The 15,491-nt window shown below is 68.4% G+C and carries 16 protein-coding genes; 8 read left to right on the top strand and 8 right to left on the bottom strand.

Annotated elements, in window-relative coordinates; translation table 11 throughout:
• Window position 1 precedes the first annotated feature (1 nt).
• Window positions 2-646, bottom strand: a complete 645-nt coding sequence (gene pdxH, locus AB3K92_RS36480) for a pyridoxamine 5'-phosphate oxidase (protein ID WP_059648862.1) — start codon at window positions 644-646, stop codon at window positions 2-4.
• 128 nt (window positions 647-774) lie between these two features.
• Here pdxH and AB3K92_RS36475 point away from each other — a divergent pair, with 128 nt between their 5' ends.
• Window positions 775-1,632, top strand: a complete 858-nt coding sequence (locus AB3K92_RS36475; protein ID WP_048024931.1) for a ThiF family adenylyltransferase — start codon at window positions 775-777, stop codon at window positions 1,630-1,632.
• Between the two features lie 143 nt (window positions 1,633-1,775).
• On the opposite strand, the gene trxA is transcribed toward AB3K92_RS36475, so the two are convergent.
• Both trxA and AB3K92_RS36465 read right to left on the bottom strand, forming a co-directional pair.
• Window positions 1,776-2,624 (bottom strand): thioredoxin, encoded by an 849-nt coding sequence (gene trxA, locus AB3K92_RS36470; RefSeq protein WP_021162552.1) that lies wholly within the window; start codon window positions 2,622-2,624, stop codon window positions 1,776-1,778.
• A 52-nt stretch (window positions 2,625-2,676) separates the two neighbouring features.
• On the bottom strand, window positions 2,677-3,558 hold the full coding sequence (locus tag AB3K92_RS36465; protein WP_059484356.1) for a pirin family protein: 882 nt from the start codon (window positions 3,556-3,558) through the stop codon (window positions 2,677-2,679).
• A 263-nt stretch (window positions 3,559-3,821) separates the two neighbouring features.
• Between AB3K92_RS36465 and AB3K92_RS36460 the strand changes: the two genes are divergently transcribed.
• A complete protein-coding gene (locus AB3K92_RS36460; RefSeq protein WP_175849485.1) occupies window positions 3,822-4,700 on the top strand; it encodes an EamA family transporter in 879 nt (292 codons plus the stop codon).
• Between the two features lie 72 nt (window positions 4,701-4,772).
• Here AB3K92_RS36460 and AB3K92_RS36455 read toward each other — a convergent pair whose 3' ends face one another.
• Complete coding sequence (locus AB3K92_RS36455) at window positions 4,773-6,296, bottom strand: N-acetylmuramoyl-L-alanine amidase (protein WP_060229162.1); 1,524 nt, start codon at window positions 6,294-6,296, stop codon at window positions 4,773-4,775.
• Complete coding sequence (gene tsaE, locus AB3K92_RS36450) at window positions 6,278-6,832, bottom strand: tRNA (adenosine(37)-N6)-threonylcarbamoyltransferase complex ATPase subunit type 1 TsaE (protein ID WP_048024926.1); 555 nt, start codon at window positions 6,830-6,832, stop codon at window positions 6,278-6,280. The genes AB3K92_RS36455 and tsaE overlap by 19 nt, the downstream gene beginning before the upstream one ends.
• A 17-nt stretch (window positions 6,833-6,849) precedes the next feature.
• Here tsaE and queG point away from each other — a divergent pair, with 17 nt between their 5' ends.
• The 3 genes from queG to xerD all read left to right on the top strand — a co-directional run bounded on the left by queG (window position 6,850) and on the right by xerD (window position 9,555).
• Window positions 6,850-8,073 (top strand): tRNA epoxyqueuosine(34) reductase QueG, encoded by a 1,224-nt coding sequence (queG, locus tag AB3K92_RS36445; protein ID WP_059497586.1) that lies wholly within the window; start codon window positions 6,850-6,852, stop codon window positions 8,071-8,073.
• 64 nt (window positions 8,074-8,137) lie between these two features.
• A complete protein-coding gene (locus tag AB3K92_RS36440) occupies window positions 8,138-8,605 on the top strand; it encodes a methylated-DNA--[protein]-cysteine S-methyltransferase (protein ID WP_021162558.1) in 468 nt (155 codons plus the stop codon).
• The gene (gene xerD / locus AB3K92_RS36435; protein WP_369466770.1) at window positions 8,605-9,555 is read left to right on the top strand and encodes a site-specific tyrosine recombinase XerD; all 951 of its coding nucleotides are present in this window, start codon (window positions 8,605-8,607) and stop codon (window positions 9,553-9,555) included. Before AB3K92_RS36440 ends, xerD begins: the two co-directional genes overlap by 1 nt.
• A 48-nt stretch (window positions 9,556-9,603) precedes the next feature.
• On the opposite strand, the gene AB3K92_RS36430 is transcribed toward xerD, so the two are convergent.
• Window positions 9,604-11,166 carry a class I adenylate-forming enzyme family protein gene (locus tag AB3K92_RS36430; protein WP_369466769.1) on the bottom strand — a complete coding sequence of 521 codons (1,563 nt, stop codon included), beginning with the start codon at window positions 11,164-11,166 and terminating at the stop codon, window positions 9,604-9,606.
• 261 nt (window positions 11,167-11,427) lie between these two features.
• On the opposite strand from AB3K92_RS36430, the gene ybaK reads away from it, so the two are divergent.
• Window positions 11,428-11,919 carry a Cys-tRNA(Pro) deacylase gene (gene ybaK, locus AB3K92_RS36425; RefSeq protein ID WP_059590557.1) on the top strand — a complete coding sequence of 164 codons (492 nt, stop codon included), beginning with the start codon at window positions 11,428-11,430 and terminating at the stop codon, window positions 11,917-11,919.
• Window positions 11,920-12,033: 114 nt separating this feature from the next.
• Window positions 12,034-12,672 carry a glycerol-3-phosphate 1-O-acyltransferase PlsY gene (gene plsY / locus AB3K92_RS36420; RefSeq protein ID WP_059484351.1) on the top strand — a complete coding sequence of 213 codons (639 nt, stop codon included), beginning with the start codon at window positions 12,034-12,036 and terminating at the stop codon, window positions 12,670-12,672.
• Between the two features lie 77 nt (window positions 12,673-12,749).
• Here the strand turns inward: plsY and AB3K92_RS36415 are convergent, their stop codons facing one another.
• Window positions 12,750-13,235: a YajQ family cyclic di-GMP-binding protein gene (locus AB3K92_RS36415; protein ID WP_021162564.1), complete on the bottom strand. Its 486-nt coding sequence runs from the start codon at window positions 13,233-13,235 to the stop codon at window positions 12,750-12,752.
• A 137-nt stretch (window positions 13,236-13,372) separates the two neighbouring features.
• Between AB3K92_RS36415 and murB the strand changes: the two genes are divergently transcribed.
• Window positions 13,373-14,422 (top strand): UDP-N-acetylmuramate dehydrogenase, encoded by a 1,050-nt coding sequence (gene murB, locus AB3K92_RS36410; protein ID WP_059816180.1) that lies wholly within the window; start codon window positions 13,373-13,375, stop codon window positions 14,420-14,422.
• A 90-nt stretch (window positions 14,423-14,512) separates the two neighbouring features.
• On the opposite strand, the gene argF is transcribed toward murB, so the two are convergent.
• The gene (gene argF, locus AB3K92_RS36405) at window positions 14,513-15,442 is read right to left on the bottom strand and encodes an ornithine carbamoyltransferase (RefSeq protein ID WP_027789281.1); all 930 of its coding nucleotides are present in this window, start codon (window positions 15,440-15,442) and stop codon (window positions 14,513-14,515) included.
• Between the last annotated feature and the right edge of the window lie 49 nt (window positions 15,443-15,491).

Below are 15,491 nucleotides of genomic sequence, written 5' to 3'. Positions count from 1 at the left end.
CTTACGGCGACAGGCGCGAGATCGACCAGCCCGACGGCGTGTTGGCGTCGCGCGTATAGAGCAGACGGTCGTGCAGCCGCGACGGGCGGCCCTGCCAGAACTCGATCGAGTCGGGCACGAGGCGGTAGCCGCCCCAGTGGGGCGGGCGCGGCGGGTTGTCGCCGTAGCGTTCGCTGACGGCCTTTTCCTGCGCTTCGAGCGTCGCGCGGCTGTCGATCACTGCGCTTTGCTCGGACGCCCATGCGCCGATGCGCGAGCCGAGCGGACGCGACGCGAAATAGCGGTCGCTTTCCTCGGCGCTGGTTTTCTCGATCCGGCCTTCGATGCGCACTTGGCGCTCGAGCTCGATCCAGTAGAACAGCAGCGCTGCCTGCGGATGCGCGGCGAGGTCGTGCCCCTTGCGGCTTTCGTAATTGGTGAAGAAGACGAACCCGCGTTCGTCGACGCCCTTGATGAGCACGATGCGTGCCGACGGCCGGCCGTCGGCGCCGACGGTCGCGAGCGTCATCGTGTTCGGCTCGGGCAGCTTGGCGGCAAGCGCCTCCTTGAACCAGCGGTCGAACTGGGCGAAGGGGTCGTGGGCGACATCGGCTTCGTCGAGCGAAGCACGCGAATAATTGATGCGGAGATCGGCGAGAGTCGTCATGTTATGCAAACGCTTCAATCTGGAACCATTGTAGCCAACGCGCAAGAAACGTGCGTGCACAGTGGCGCGGGCGAGCGGGGAGTTCAGGCAAAATAGATGGCTGCACGACTTACGATTTCCTTGCTGCCATGTCCGTCGCCGACACCGCCCCGCCCAGTTCTTCTGATCTTACCCCGACCCCGGAAATCCAGCTTGACGTGGATCGCGCGCGGCGTTTCGGCGGCGTCGCGCGGTTGTACGGCGCGCCGGCCGCCGCCGCGTTCGAGCGCGCGCACGTCGCGGTGATCGGGATCGGCGGCGTCGGGTCGTGGGTGGCCGAGGCGCTCGCACGCAACGCGGTCGGCACGCTCACGCTGATCGATCTCGACAACGTCGCGGAAAGCAATACGAACCGGCAGATCCACGCGCTCGACGGCAATTACGGCAAGCCGAAGGTAGACGCGATGGCCGAGCGGATCGCGCTGATCGATCCCGCGTGCCGCGTGAACCGGATCGAGGATTTCGTCGAGCCCGACAACTTCGACGCGCTGCTCGGCGGCGGTTTCGACTACGTGATCGACGCGATCGACAGCGTGCGCACGAAGGTTGCGCTGATCGCATGGTGCGTCGCGAAGCGTCAGCCGCTCGTCGTGGTCGGCGGCGCGGGCGGCCAGCTCGATCCGACGCGCATCCGGATCGACGATCTCGCGCTGACGATCCAGGATCCGCTGCTGTCGAAGGTGCGCGCGCAGTTGCGCAAGCAGCACGGCTTTCCGCGCGGGCCGAAGGCGCGTTTCAAGGTCAGCGCCGTGTATTCGGACGAGCCGCTGATCTATCCGGAAGCGGCCGCCTGCGATCTCGAGGACGGTGCGGAGCCGTCCGCAGCCGCGCACGTCGCGGGGCTGAACTGTGCGGGATTCGGTTCGAGCGTGTGCGTGACCGCGAGCTTCGGCTTCGCGGCCGCCGCGCATGCGCTGCGCGCGATCGCGGCGCAGGCCGCCGGCTGAGCGCGCGACACGCGGGCGCTCAGCCGGCGCGATGCCGCAGCGCGTGATGCGCGCCGCATGCGATGCGGGGCTGTTGCGCAGCCGGGCCGTTACGTGGTCGGGCCGTTACGCAGCCGGGCCGTTGCGGCCCGGCCGGTCGTCCCTCAGTTGAGCGCCATGCTCAGCTTGCGCCGCCACCCGGCGACGAGGTCCGGGCGGTCGCCGGCCAGCTCGAATACCGAGATCATCGTGCGGCGGCCGAGATCGTCGCCGTACGCGCGGTCGCGCGTGACGATTTCCAGCAACTGTTCCAGCGCCCCTTCATACGCACGCCGCGCGATCAGGCTCTGCGCGAGATCGAAGCGCGCGTCGAGATCGGCCGGGTTGGCCGCGATGCGTGCTTCGAGTGCGTCGGTCGGCGGCAGGTCGGCCGTGGCTTCGAGAGCGTCGAAACGAGTCTTGATCGCCTGGTAGCGCGGGTCGCCGCCTTGCACGGTCTGCGGCGACAGGCGTTCCGTCTCGGCGCGCGCGGCGTCGACCTGGTTGCTCGCGAGCAGCAGTTCGATCAGGTCGAGGCGAGCGTCGTCGAAGCCGGGATTCAGCGCGAGCGCCGCCTCGAGGTGCGTGAGCGCGTCGTCGTGGCGCTCTTCGGCCATCGCGTATTGCGCGGCGCGCCGTTCGGCTTCCTCGGGGGCCGGCAGCAGCCGGTCGAGAAAGGCGCGCAGCTGGCCTTCGGGCAGCACGCCGACGAACTGGTCGACCGGGCGCCCGTCGGCGAACGCGATCACGTGCGGGATGCTGCGGGTCTGGAAGTGCGCGGCGAGTTCCTGGTTCTCGTCGACGTTGACCTTCACGAGCTTCCAGCGGCCTTCGTAGTCGCCTTCGAGTTTTTCCAGCAGCGGGCCGAGCGTCTTGCACGGGCCGCACCACGGCGCCCAGAAGTCGACCAGCACGGGGGCGTCCAGCGACGCCTCGATGACGTCTTTCTCGAATGTGGCAAGCGTGGTGTCCATGTCGTTCTCTTTCGTTCGAATGTCGTCAGGATGAGGGCGGAGCGCCCCTTTTTCAACGCGGCTTCGACTCGGGCAGCGGAATCCACTCGGTTTCGCCCGGCACCTTGCCCATTTCCTGGCGCGTCCATGCTTCTTTCGCGCGTTCGATCGCTTCGCGGCTGCTGGCGACGAAGTTCCATTCGATGAAGCGTTCGCCGTCGATCTTGTCGCCGCCGAGCAGCATCGCGCGCGCGCCGCTGCCGCTCGTCAGCGTGACTGCGGCACCGGGCGCGAGCACGGCCATCTGCTCGGCGGGCACCGGCGTGCCGTCGATCGCGAGCTCGCCGTCGACCACGTAGACCGCGCGCTCCTCGTGCGATGCGTCGAGTTCGAGGCGGCTGCCGGCCGCGAACTCGGCTGCGACATACAGCGTGCGCGAGAACGTCGTGACCGGCGAGCGCAGCCCGAACGCATCGCCGGCGATCACCGTCAGCGACACGCCGTCCTCGTTGCGCTTCGGCAGCGTGTCGGCCGGATGGTGCTCGAACGACGGCTCGGTCGTCTCGTGCGCGCGCGGCAGTGCGACCCAGGTCTGGATCCCGTGCACGGTGTGGCCGTTTTCGCGCTGCGCGTCGGGCGTGCGTTCGGAGTGGACGATCCCGCGGCCGGCCGTCATCCAGTTCACGTCGCCCGGCACGATCTCCTGCAGCGATCCGAGGCTGTCGCGGTGCAGGATCGCGCCGTCGAACAGGTAGGTGACGGTGGCGAGACCGATGTGCGGGTGCGGGCGCACGTCGAGCCCCGTGCCGGGCGGCAGCGTGGCGGGTCCCATGTGATCGAAGAAGATGAACGGGCCGACGAGGCGTGCGGCGAGTGCGGGCAGCGTGCGGCGCACCTGCAGGTTGCCGATGTCGCGCACGTGCGGCTTCAGCAGGGCTTTGATCGGGGCGGTCATGGCGGATCCTGTGGGGCGGCGGGGGAGATGCCGGTCATTGTACTGGCCGTCCGCCGCCGATTCCATTCGCGCCGCGCGGGTATCGGGCCGGGTGCCGAAACCCGGTAGACTGACCGGCTTCCCGGGAAAACGCCGGGCCGCCCCGGTATTTTTTGCCCCGCAGGCAGTCCCTTTTGGGGAGCGCCTCCTCGGGCGCCTGGCGCGAAGCGACAGGGCTCGAGAGCACCTTGCACAACGATTCGACAATCGAGGAGACGCCGATGATGGCCCCGAAGGACTTGCTGCTTGCGCTGGTCGTGATCCTGGCGTGGGGCGTGAACTTCGTCGTGATCAAGGTCGGCCTGCACGGCATGCCGCCGATGCTGCTCGGCGCGCTGCGCTTCACGCTCGCGGCCGTGCCCGCCGTGTTCTTCGTGCGCCGGCCGCAGATTCCGTGGCGCCTGCTGGTGCTGTACGGCGCGACGATCCAGCTCGGCCAGTTCGTGTTCCTGTTCACCGGCATGTACGTCGGCATGCCGGCTGGCCTCGCGTCGCTCGTGCTGCAGTCGCAGGCGTTCTTCACGCTCGTGTTCGCGATGCTGTTCCTCGGCGAGCGGCTGCGCATGCAGAACCTGCTCGGGCTCGCGATCGCCGCGGGCGGGCTCGTCGTGATCGCGGCGCAGGGCGGCCGCGCAATGACGCTCGCGGGCTTCCTGCTGACGATCTGTTCGGCCGCGATGTGGGCGTTCGGCAACATCGTCACGAAGAAGGTCGGGAAAGCGAACCTCGTGTCGCTCGTCGTGTGGGCGAGCCTCGTGCCGCCCGTGCCGTTCTTCCTGCTGTCGCTGTGGTTCGAAGGGCCGCAGCGGATCGCGACCGCGCTCGCCGGGCTGAACGGGGCGTCGATCTTCGCGGTCGTCTATCTCGCGTTCGTCGCGACGCTGCTCGGCTACGGGCTCTGGAGCCGCCTGCTGTCGCGCTATCCGGCCGCGCAGGTCGCGCAATTCTCGCTGCTGGTGCCGATCGTCGGCCTGGCTTCGTCGGCGCTGCTGCTCGACGAGCATCTGACGCGCGCGCAGCTGATCGGCACGGCGCTCGTGATGGGCGGCCTCGCGGTGAACGTGTTCGGCGGGAAACTGATGCGCCGCTTCGCGGCATCGTGACGCGCCGGCACGCACTGCGTGCCGGCGGCGGGGCGGGGTGGCCGAGTATGGCTGGATACGGCCGTCGGGCCGTCAGGCCATCCGGCTCTTCGCGAGCGGCGGATTCGCGGCGAAATAACGCTTGATGCCGCGGAAGATCGCGTCGGCCATCTGGTCGCGATAGCTGTCGTCGTTCAGCCGGCTCTCCTCTTCCGGGTTGCTGATGAACGCGGTCTCGACGAGGATCGACGGAATGTCGGGGGCCTTCAGCACCGCGAACCCGGCCTGTTCGACCGAGCCCTTGTGCAGCTTGTTGATGCCGCCGACTTCCTTCAGCACATAGTTGCCGTAGCGCAGCGAGTCGCGGATCTGCGCGGTCGTCGACATGTCGAACAGCGCGCGGTTCACGGCCGCATCCGCCGTCTTGATGTTGATGCCGCCGATCAGGTCGGACGAATTTTCCTTGTTCGCCATCCAGCGCGCCGCGGCGCTCGTCGCGCCGTGATCGGACAATGCGAACACCGACGAGCCGCGCGCGGACGGCGTCGTGAACGCGTCCGCATGGATCGACACGAAGAGATCGGCGCCCACGCGGCGCGCCTTCTGCACGCGCACGTTCAGCGGCACGAAGAAGTCGGCGTCGCGCGTCATCATCGCGCGCATGTTCGGCGCGGCGTCGATCTTCGCGCGCAGCTTCTTCGCGATGTCGAGAGCGATGTGCTTCTCGTACGTGCCGCCGCCGCCGATCGCGCCCGGATCCTCGCCGCCGTGGCCCGGATCGATCGCCACCGTCAGCAGGCGCACGGTGCCGCCCTTGCCGGATTTCGGTGCGGTGAACTTGTAGGTGTCGTCGTCGTCGCTGTCGTCGCGGCGTGCGATGACCGGCGGCGGCTTGACGGCCGGCTTCGCGGGCGTCGAGGGCGTGCCGGCGGCGGGCGGCGTGTGCGGCGTGGCCGGCGTGTTCTGCGCGAAGCGCTGGAAGAACGCATCGCTGTTGTCGCCCGCGGCGGGCGGCGGGGTGCCCGGGCCGGCCAGCGTGGACGGCGGCTGCATCTGCTGCGCGCGCGCGGTGTCGTTGAGCGCCTGTTCCTTGCGTTCCGTCTGCGCGATCAGGTCGGACAGCGGATCGGGCGCGACGGCCGGATACAGGTCGAACACGAGCCGGTACTTGTACGCGCCGACCGGCGGCAGCGTGAACACCTGCGGCTTCACCGAACCTTTCAGGTCGAACACCATCCGCACGACGTGCGGCTGATACTGGCCGACGCGCACCGACTGGATCTGCGGATCGTTCGGCGCGATCTTCGACACGAGATCGCGCAGCGCCTGGTCGAGATCGAGGCCGCTCAGGTCGACGACGAGGCGGTCGGGACCCTGCAGCAGCTGTTGGGTATTCTGCAGCGGCTGGTCGGATTCGATCGTGACGCGCGTGTAATCGCGTGCGGGCCACACGCGCACGCCGAGCACCGACGACGCGTGCGCGAGCCGCGGCGCGACGAGACCGAGCACCAGCGTCGACGCGCCCGCGCGCAGGATCTGGCGACGCCGCCAGTTGTGCGTCGCGGTGGCCGCCGATTCGATCGAGCGGAACGGTTTGATCAACATCTTTCGAGACATGCCTTTCCTGAAGCGCTGTACGCCCGGACGGTGAGGACGCGGCCGTCGCCATCCACGTCGAGCGAGAAAACCAGATCGGGTACGCCGAGCAGCGTGCCCGCCTGTTGTGGCCATTCGACGAGGCAGATCGCGCTGGAATTGAAATATTCGCGAAAGCCTGCGTCGGACCATTCGGCCGGATCGTTGAAACGATACAGATCGAAGTGATAGACCTCGAGTTCCCCATCCTCGCGTTCGAGTGCGTACGGCTCGACGAGCGTATAGGTCGGGCTGCGCACGCGTCCCGTGTGGCCGAGGCCGCGCAGGATGGCGCGCACGAGGGAGGTCTTGCCCGCGCCGAGGTCGCCGACCAGCTGGATCTGCAGCCCGTCGAACGCATGCGCGCGGGCGAGTTCGGTGCGCGCCGCGTCGAGCGCGTGCGCGAAGCGGGTGCCGAAGGCCTCGGTCGCCGCTTCGTCGGCGAGCGCGATCACGCGCTCCGCGAGCAGGGCGGGCAGCATGGCGTCGTGAGGCGGTTGGCTGGGCGTGGCTGGCATTCTCGTAAAATAGTGCGATGAACCGATTACCGGAACTCGCCGCATCCGACAGGCCTTCGACTCGTGCCGAAGGCGCGGCACCGTGCGCGCTCGACGATGCGGCGTTGACTGCGCTCGCCGCGCGCATCAGGGCGTGGGGGCGCGAATTGGGTTTCGGGGCGATCGGCATCAGCGATACCGATCTCTCGGATGCCGAAGCAGGCCTCGCCGCCTGGCTGGAAGCCGGATACCACGGCGAAATGGATTATATGGCGAAACATGGGATGAAACGCGCGCGCCCGGCCGAACTTGTGGCCGGTACGCGACGCGTGATCTCCGCGCGGCTCGCCTATCTGCCGGCTCAAACACTCGTTGACGATGCGCCCGACGCACTCGTGCCGCACGACTGGCGCGCGCGCGAACGGGCCCGGCTCGACGATCCGCAGGCGGCCGTCGTGTCGATCTATGCGCGCGGCCGCGACTATCACAAGGTGCTGCGCAACCGGCTGCAGACGCTCGCCGAGCGCATCGAGCGTGAGATCGGCGCGTTCGGCTACCGCGTGTTCACCGATTCGGCACCCGTGCTCGAGGTCGAGCTTGCGCAGAAGGCCGGCGTCGGCTGGCGCGGCAAGCACACGCTGCTGCTGCAGCGCGATGCGGGTTCGCTGTTTTTCCTCGGCGAGATCTACGTCGACGTTCCGCTGCCGACCGACGCGCACACGTCGCCCGACACCGCGCCCGAGACGCCCGGTGCCCACTGCGGCAGTTGCACGCGCTGCATCGACGCATGTCCGACCGGCGCGATCGTCGAGCCGTACCGCGTCGACGCGCGCCGCTGCATCTCGTACCTGACGATCGAACTGAAAGGCAGCATCCCCGAGCCGCTGCGGCCGATGATCGGCAATCGCGTGTACGGCTGCGACGATTGCCAGCTCGTGTGCCCGTGGAACAAGTTCGCGCAGGCCGCGCCCGTCGCCGATTTCGACGTGCGGCACGGCCTCGACCGCGCGACGCTCGTCGAGCTGTTCGCGTGGGATGCGGACACGTTCGATACGCGGATGCAGGGCAGTGCGATCCGGCGCATCGGCTACGAAAGCTGGCTGCGCAATCTCGCGGTCGGCCTCGGCAACGCGCTGCGCGCGGGTGAGGACCGGCTCGCGCCGCAGGCGCGCGAGGCGATCGTCGACGCGTTGCGCGCGCGGGCCGACGATCCGTCGCCGGTCGTGCGCGAGCATGTCGAATGGGCGCTGCGTGCCGCGTGAAGGCGGCGTAAAGTGTCGTCGGCGCGCGGTGCTGCCGCGCGCATCCATCGGTCAGGAGAGGGCCATGTTCAATGCAGTCATCGACGCACCGTTCGGCAAGGTCGGCATCCGCACGGATGCCGCGGTGGTGCGCGAGATCGTCTATCTGCCCGAATCGGTGAAGCCGGTCGATCCGGATACGCCGCTCGCGAAGCGCGCGGTCAAGCAGATCGAACGTTACTTCGCGCGCGCGTCGGCGCGCTTCGACCTGCCGCTCGCCGAGGTCGGCAGCGCGTTCCAGCACCGCGTGTGGGACGTGATCAGCGATATCCCGCCCGGCACGGTGCTGACCTACGGCCAGGTCGCGAAGCGGATCGGCAGCGCGCCGCGCGCGGTCGGCCAGGCGTGCGGCGCGAACTACTTCCCGCTCGTGATCCCGTGCCATCGCGTCGTCGCGGCGGGCGGCCTCGGCGGTTTCGCGAACCATGACGACAACGGGTATTACCAGAAAGTGAAGCGCTGGCTGCTGGCGCACGAGGGCGTGCCGTACTGATGAGTGAATCGCTGATTTCCCCCGAAGCCGACGGCGATGCCGCCGCGGCGTCCCCCGCGCTGCTCGCGAGCCGCGCATCGATCGACGTGTTTTGCGATGCGCTGTGGCTCGAGCACGGGCTCGTACGCAACACGCTCGATGCTTACCGGCGCGATCTGGTGCTGTTTTCCCAATGGCTTGCCGCGACCCACGACACGTCGCTCGATTCGGTCGACGAAGCGATGGTGACGGGCTACATCGCCGCGCGCAGCGACGGCAAGGCGACGTCGTCGAACCGGCGGTTGTCCGTGTTCCGGCGCTATTACGGCTGGGCCGTGCGCGAGCATCGCGCGAGCGCCGACCCGACGCTGCGGATCTCGTCCGCGAAACAGGCGGCCCGGTTCCCGTCGACGTTGTCGGAGGCGCAGGTCGAGGCGCTGCTCGGCGCGCCCGATATCGGCACGCCGCTCGGCCTGCGCGATCGCACGATGCTCGAGCTGATGTATGCGAGCGGATTGCGCGTGAGCGAACTCGTGACGCTGAAGACCGTCGAGGTCGGGCTCAACGAGGGCGTCGTGCGGGTGATGGGCAAGGGCTCGAAGGAGCGGCTCGTGCCGTTCGGCGAAGTCGCGCACGGCTGGATCGAGCGCTATCTGCGCGATGCGCGGCCGGCGCTGCTCGGCGCGCGCGCGGCCGACGCGCTGTTCGTGACCGCACGCGGCGACGGGATGACGCGCCAGCAGTTCTGGAACATCATCAAGCGTCACGCGCTGCACGCGGACGTGCGCGCCCACCTGTCGCCGCACACGCTGCGGCACGCGTTCGCGACGCACCTGCTGAACCACGGCGCCGACCTGCGCGTCGTGCAACTGCTGCTCGGTCACAGCGACATCTCGACCACGCAGATCTATACCCACGTCGCGCGCGAGCGGTTGAAGACGCTGCACGCGCAACACCATCCGCGCGGTTAGCGCACGTTTCGCTGCGCAGGCTCCGGTGCGGGTACCGGCCTGCCTGCGTCAGACCAGCTCGCGCAGCTTGTGCTTCAGCACCTTGCCCGTCGATGCGGCCGGCAGCGCGTCGAGGACGCGGATATGCGCGGGGCGCTTGTAAGGCGCGAGCCGCTCCGCACACCATGCGTGCAGCGCCGCTTCGTCGGCGGTCGCGCCGGGCACCCGTTCGACGAACGCGAGCACTTCCTCGTTGCCTTCGACCGCACGGCCGATGACGGCCGCCTGCACGACGTCAGGGTGCGCGTTCAGCACCTGCTCGACTTCGACCGGATAGACGTTGAAGCCCGAGCGGATGATCAGTTCCTTGCTGCGACCCGCGATCGTCACAGCGCCGTCGGCTTCCTGCCGCGCGAGATCGCCGGTGCTCAGCCAGCCGTCCGGCGACACGGCCGCGCGGGTGGCGTCAGCGTTGCGGTAGTAGCCGAGCATCACGTTCGGCCCGCGTACGCGAATCTCGCCGACTTCGCCGGGCGCCACGTCGGTGCCGTCCGGTAAGACGATCCGCATCTCCACACCGGGAATCGGCACGCCGACCGAGCTGTCGGTGCGCGGCGCGTCGAGCGGTGTCTGCGTGATCGTCGGGCTGCTTTCGGTCATTCCGTAGCCGTTGTGCAGCGGCACGCCATACAGGCGTTCGACGCGTGCCTTCAGGTTCGTGTCGAGCGGCGAGCCGCCCGAATACGCGAAGCGCAGGCGCGGTGCGTGCCATGCGTGGCCGTGCGTGTGCAGGTGTTCGAGCAGCTTCGCGTGCATCGCGGGCACGCCCTGGAAGATCGTGACGCCTTCGTCGGCGAGCGCGACGCGCACGGCTTCCGGCGAGAAGCGCGGCGCAAGCCGCAGCGTCGCGCCCGCGTACAGGCTGCCGAGGCAGACCGACGCGAGCCCGTACACGTGCGACACGGGCAGCACCGTGTAGACGACGTCGTCAGGCGACACGCGGCGGAGCGCGCTCGACGTCGCCGCGATGAACAGCAGGTTGCGATGCGACAGCATCACGCCTTTCGGCGTGCCGGTCGTGCCGGTCGTGTAGATCAGTGCCGCGCATTGCGCGGCGCCGTCGGCGGCAACCGGCTCGCCCGGCGCGCTGGCGTCGACGCGATACGACCATGCGCCGATGTCGACCGGCAGTGCGCCGGCAGGTCTCGCGCCGTGCCGCGCGGCATGCGTGCGCGCGTCGGGCGATACGTCGGTGGTGAACGCGATCAGCTTCGGGCGCGCGTGCGCGGCGATCGCGTCGAGTTCGCCGGCCGACAATCGCGCGTTCGACACGAGCGCCCACGCGTCGAGGCGGGCGACCGCGAACAGCAGCACGATCTGCGCGACGCAGTTTTCGGCGACGATCATCACGCGGTCGCCGCCTTGCACGCCGAGGCCGGCGAGCAGCGCGGCCGCCGCATCGACGGCTTGCGACAGGTCGCCGTACGACAGCCGGCGTGCGTCCTCGATCAGCGCCGGATGCCCGGGTGCCTGCGCGGCCCGGCGTGCGGGCACGTCGGCGATGCGGCGGGGCAGCGCGGCGAGCAGTGCATCGACGTCGAGCGGCTCGGAAGAACGGAGGGGCGAGGACATGGCGTCTCCAGAAAAGGGGCGGGCGGCGGCCGACGAGGTTGGCGAACGATCGTGCCATGACGGCGCGTGCGCCACAATCGGCCATTCGGGCAATAGCGCTTCGCGATGTCCGCAATGATGATGGACGGAATCGCTGCGGCGACGCAGCAGGCCGCCCGGCGGAAAACGGGCCGCGAGTATACCGCCGGCGCGGGTGCGAGGGCTCAAGGGCCGAAGGGCGCGATTGCGCGCCAGCCGGTCGTTCACCATTAAAATGCCGCCATGAGCAAATCCAGACACGTGTCCGAAACCCCTGCCACCCAGCTGTTGCGCCGCCACGGCGTGGTGTTCGGCGAGCATCCGTACGACTACGTCGAGCACGGCGGCACCGGCGAATCGGCGCGCCAGCTCGGCGTCGACGAGCACAGCGTCGTGAAGACGCTCGTGATGGAAGACGAGCATGCGAAGCCGCTGATCGTGCTGATGCACGGCGACCGCACGGTATCGACGAAGAACCTCGCACGGCAGATCGGCGCGAAGCGCGTCGAACCGTGCAAGCCCGAGGTCGCGAACCGCCATTCGGGCTATCTCGTCGGCGGCACGTCGCCGTTCGGCACGCGCAAGACGATGCCCGTCTACGTCGAGGAGACGATCCTCGAACTGCCGACGATCTACCTGAACGGCGGCCGCCGCGGCTACCTCGTCAGTCTCGCGCCGGCCGTGCTCACGTCGCTGCTCGGCGCGCAGCCCGTACAGTGCGCCAGTGTCGACTGAGGGTTTCACCTTCGTGGCAGGCCGCGCCCGTTCGGTAGAATGGGCGCCGTTTCGGCTTGCGGGCTTGCCGCGCAGCCGTCCCTTTACCGATACGTTGAAAGAAGAGTCCACCGCATGCAGATCCTGCTCGCCGCCCTCGTTGCCTACCTGATCGGTTCGGTGTCGTTCGCCGTCGTCGTCAGCGGCGCGATGGGCCTGGCCGACCCGCGTTCGTACGGGTCGAAGAATCCCGGCGCGACCAACGTGCTGCGCAGCGGCAACAAGAAGGCCGCGATCCTGACGCTCGTCGGCGACGCGTTCAAGGGCTGGATTGCCGTCTGGCTCGCCCGCCACTTCGGCCTGCCCGACGTCGCGGTCGCATGGGTCGCGATCGCCGTGTTCCTCGGTCACCTGTATCCGGTGTTCTTCCGCTTCCAGGGCGGCAAGGGCGTCGCGACCGCGGCTGGCGTGCTGCTCGCCGTGCACCCGGTGCTCGGGCTCGCGACCGCGCTCACCTGGCTGATCGTCGCGTTCTTCTTCCGCTATTCGTCGCTCGCGGCGCTGGTGGCGGCCGTGTTCGCGCCGGTGTTCGACGTGTTCCTGTTCGGCACGGGCCACAACCCGGTCGCATGGGCCGTGCTCGCGATGAGCGTGCTGCTCGTGTGGCGTCACCGCGGCAACATTTCGAAGTTGCTGGCGGGGCAGGAGAGCCGGATCGGTGACAAGAAGAAGGCGGCCGCGGACGGCGGCGCGCAGGACGGCGGCAAGGCCTGAGAAAGCGGCGCTTGCCGCACGCCGGGCGCGCCGCGTGTGCGGGGCCCGGCAGGATGACGTGACGGATCGTCGGGCGATCAGTCGCGGAAGTTGTTGAAGTCGAGCGGCGTGTCGGTCACGTCCTTGCGCAGCATCGCGATCGTGCTCTGCAGGTCGTCGCGCTTCGTGCCCGACACGCGCACCGCGTCGCCCTGGATGCTCGCCTGCACCTTGATCTTGCTGTCCTTCACGAGCCGCACGATCTTCTTCGCGAGATCGCCGGTCACGCCCTTCTTCACGGTGACGATCTGCTTGACCTTGTCGCCGCCGATCTTCTCGACCTTGCCGTAGTCGAGGAAGCGCACGTCGACGTTGCGCTTGGCCAGCTTGCCGATCAGCACGTCCTTGACCTGGCCGAGCTTGAAATCGTCATCGGCGAACAGCGTCAGCTCGCGCTCCTTCTGCTCGACGCGCGCGTCGGAGCCCTTGAAGTCGAAGCGCGTCGAAATTTCCTTGTTCGACTGCTCGATGGCGTTCTTCACTTCGATCATGTTCGCTTCGGAAACGACGTCGAACGATGGCATGGCATTCCTCCCTTGAGATGCGGATGCCCGGCTCGCGCGCGGGCACTCGCTATAATTGCGGACTGTTTGCCATTTTACCGATGCCCCTCCGTTTGCCCAAGGCCGGCCATGCGCCGCCCGGGCGGACGTGACCGCGAATGCCGATGCCTCCTGACGATTCCGCCCTGTCGCTGCTTCCCGACCATCCGCTCGCCGCGCACAACACGTTCGGCATTGCCGCGACCGCGCGCCTTGCCGCGCGCGTCACGCATGCGTCGCAATTCGAGGCGCTCCATCGCGACCCGCGCGTCGCGAACCTGCCGCGGCTCGTGCTCGGCGGCGGCAGCAACGTCGTGTTCACGCGCGATTTCGACGGTATCGTGCTGCTCGACGAAATCAAGGGCCGCCGCGTCGTGCGCGAGGACGACGATGCCTGGTACGTCGAGGCCGGCGGCGGCGAGAACTGGCACGCATTCGTCGCATGGACGCTCGAGCACGGGATGCCCGGCCTCGAGAACCTCGCGCTGATTCCGGGTACGGTCGGTGCCGCGCCGATCCAGAACATCGGCGCATACGGTCTCGAGATGAAGGTGTATTTCGACTCGCTGGTCGCGGTCGAGTTGGCGACCGGGCGCAGCGAGCGCTTCGACGCCGCGCGCTGCGCGTTCGGCTATCGCGACAGTTTCTTCAAGCGGGAAGGGGCTGGCCGGTTCGCGATCGTGTCGGTGACGTTCCGGCTGCCGAAGCAATGGGCGCCGCGGCTCGGCTACGCGGACGTCACGCGCGAACTCGACGCCCGTGGCATCGCACCCGATGCGGCCGCGCCGCGTGATGTGTTCGACGCCGTCGTCGCGATCCGCCGCGCGAAGCTGCCCGATCCGCTCGTCCTCGGCAACGCGGGCAGTTTCTTCAAGAATCCGGTGATCGATGCGGCGCAATTCGATGCGCTGCGCGCCCGCACGCCCGAGATCGTGTCGTATCCGCAGCCGGATGGCCAGGTCAAGCTCGCGGCCGGCTGGCTGATCGACCGCTGCGGCTGGAAGGGGCGCGTGCTGGGTGCGGCGGCCGTGCACGACCGCCAGGCGCTCGTGCTCGTCAATCGCGGCGGCGCGACGGGCGCCGACGTGCTCGCGCTGGCGCGGGCGATCCAGGCCGACGTGCACGCGCATTTCGGCGTCGAGCTCGAGCCCGAACCCGTCTGCCTGTAAGCGGGGTTTCGCACCGCTTTTCGCGGGCCAGAACAAAAAGCGCCGATCGACGATCGGCGCTTTTTACATGGGTTGCCGGGTGCCGGCGCGTCAGTGCTTGAGGCGGCCGAGCAGCAGGAACTCCATCAGTGCCTTCTGCACGTGCAGGCGGTTTTCCGCTTCATCCCATACGACGCTCTGCGGGCCGTCGATCACGCCGGCCGTCACTTCCTCGCCGCGGTGCGCGGGCAGGCAGTGCATGAAGAGGGCGTCCGGGTTCGCGTGGCCCATCATCTCCTCGTCGACGCACCAGTCGGCGAATGCCTGCTTGCGGGCCTCGTTCTCGGCCTCGAAGCCCATGCTCGTCCACACGTCGGTGGTGACGAGATCGGCGCCCTTGCACGCTTCGTTCGGATCGTCGAACACTTCGTAGAACGGCGCGCTGTCGGGCGACACGAGCTTCATGTCGAGCGCGTAGCCGGGCGGCGTGGACAGGCGCAGCTTGAAGCCGAGGATCTGCGCGGCTTCGATCCACGTGTAGAGCATGTTGTTCGCGTCGCCGACCCACGCGACGGTCTTGCCGGCGATCGGGCCGCGGTGCTCGTAGTACGTGAAGATGTCGGCGAGCACCTGGCACGGGTGGTATTCGTTCGTCAGGCCGTTGATCACCGGCACGCGGGAGTTGTCCGCGAAGCGCTGGATGATCTCCTGCTCGAACGTGCGGATCATGATGATGTCGACCATCCGCGAGATCACCTGCGCGGAATCCTCGACGGGTTCGCCGCGACCGAGCTGCGTGTCGCGCGTGCTCATGAACACCGCGTGGCCGCCGAGCTGGAAGATCCCGGCTTCGAACGACAGGCGCGTGCGCGTCGAGTTCTTCTCGAAGATCATCGCGAGCGTGCGGTCGTGCAGCGGGTGATAGGTCTCGTAGTTCTTGAACTTGCGCTTCAGGATACCCGTGCGTTCGAGCACGTACTCGTAGTCTTCCAGCGAGAAATCCTTGAACTGCAGGTAGTGACGAATGGTTTTGGCGGTCATGAAGCGAAATGCGGCGGGTTGCACCCGGCAGCAAGGCCGGACGGCGCCG

This window comes from Burkholderia sp. Bmkn7, assembly GCF_041103175.1.
GTDB classification, from domain to species: Bacteria; Pseudomonadota; Gammaproteobacteria; order Burkholderiales; family Burkholderiaceae; genus Burkholderia; species Burkholderia cepacia.
The sequence above is the reverse complement of the archived record's forward strand: the minus strand, read 5'-3'. Positions and strand labels throughout refer to the sequence as shown.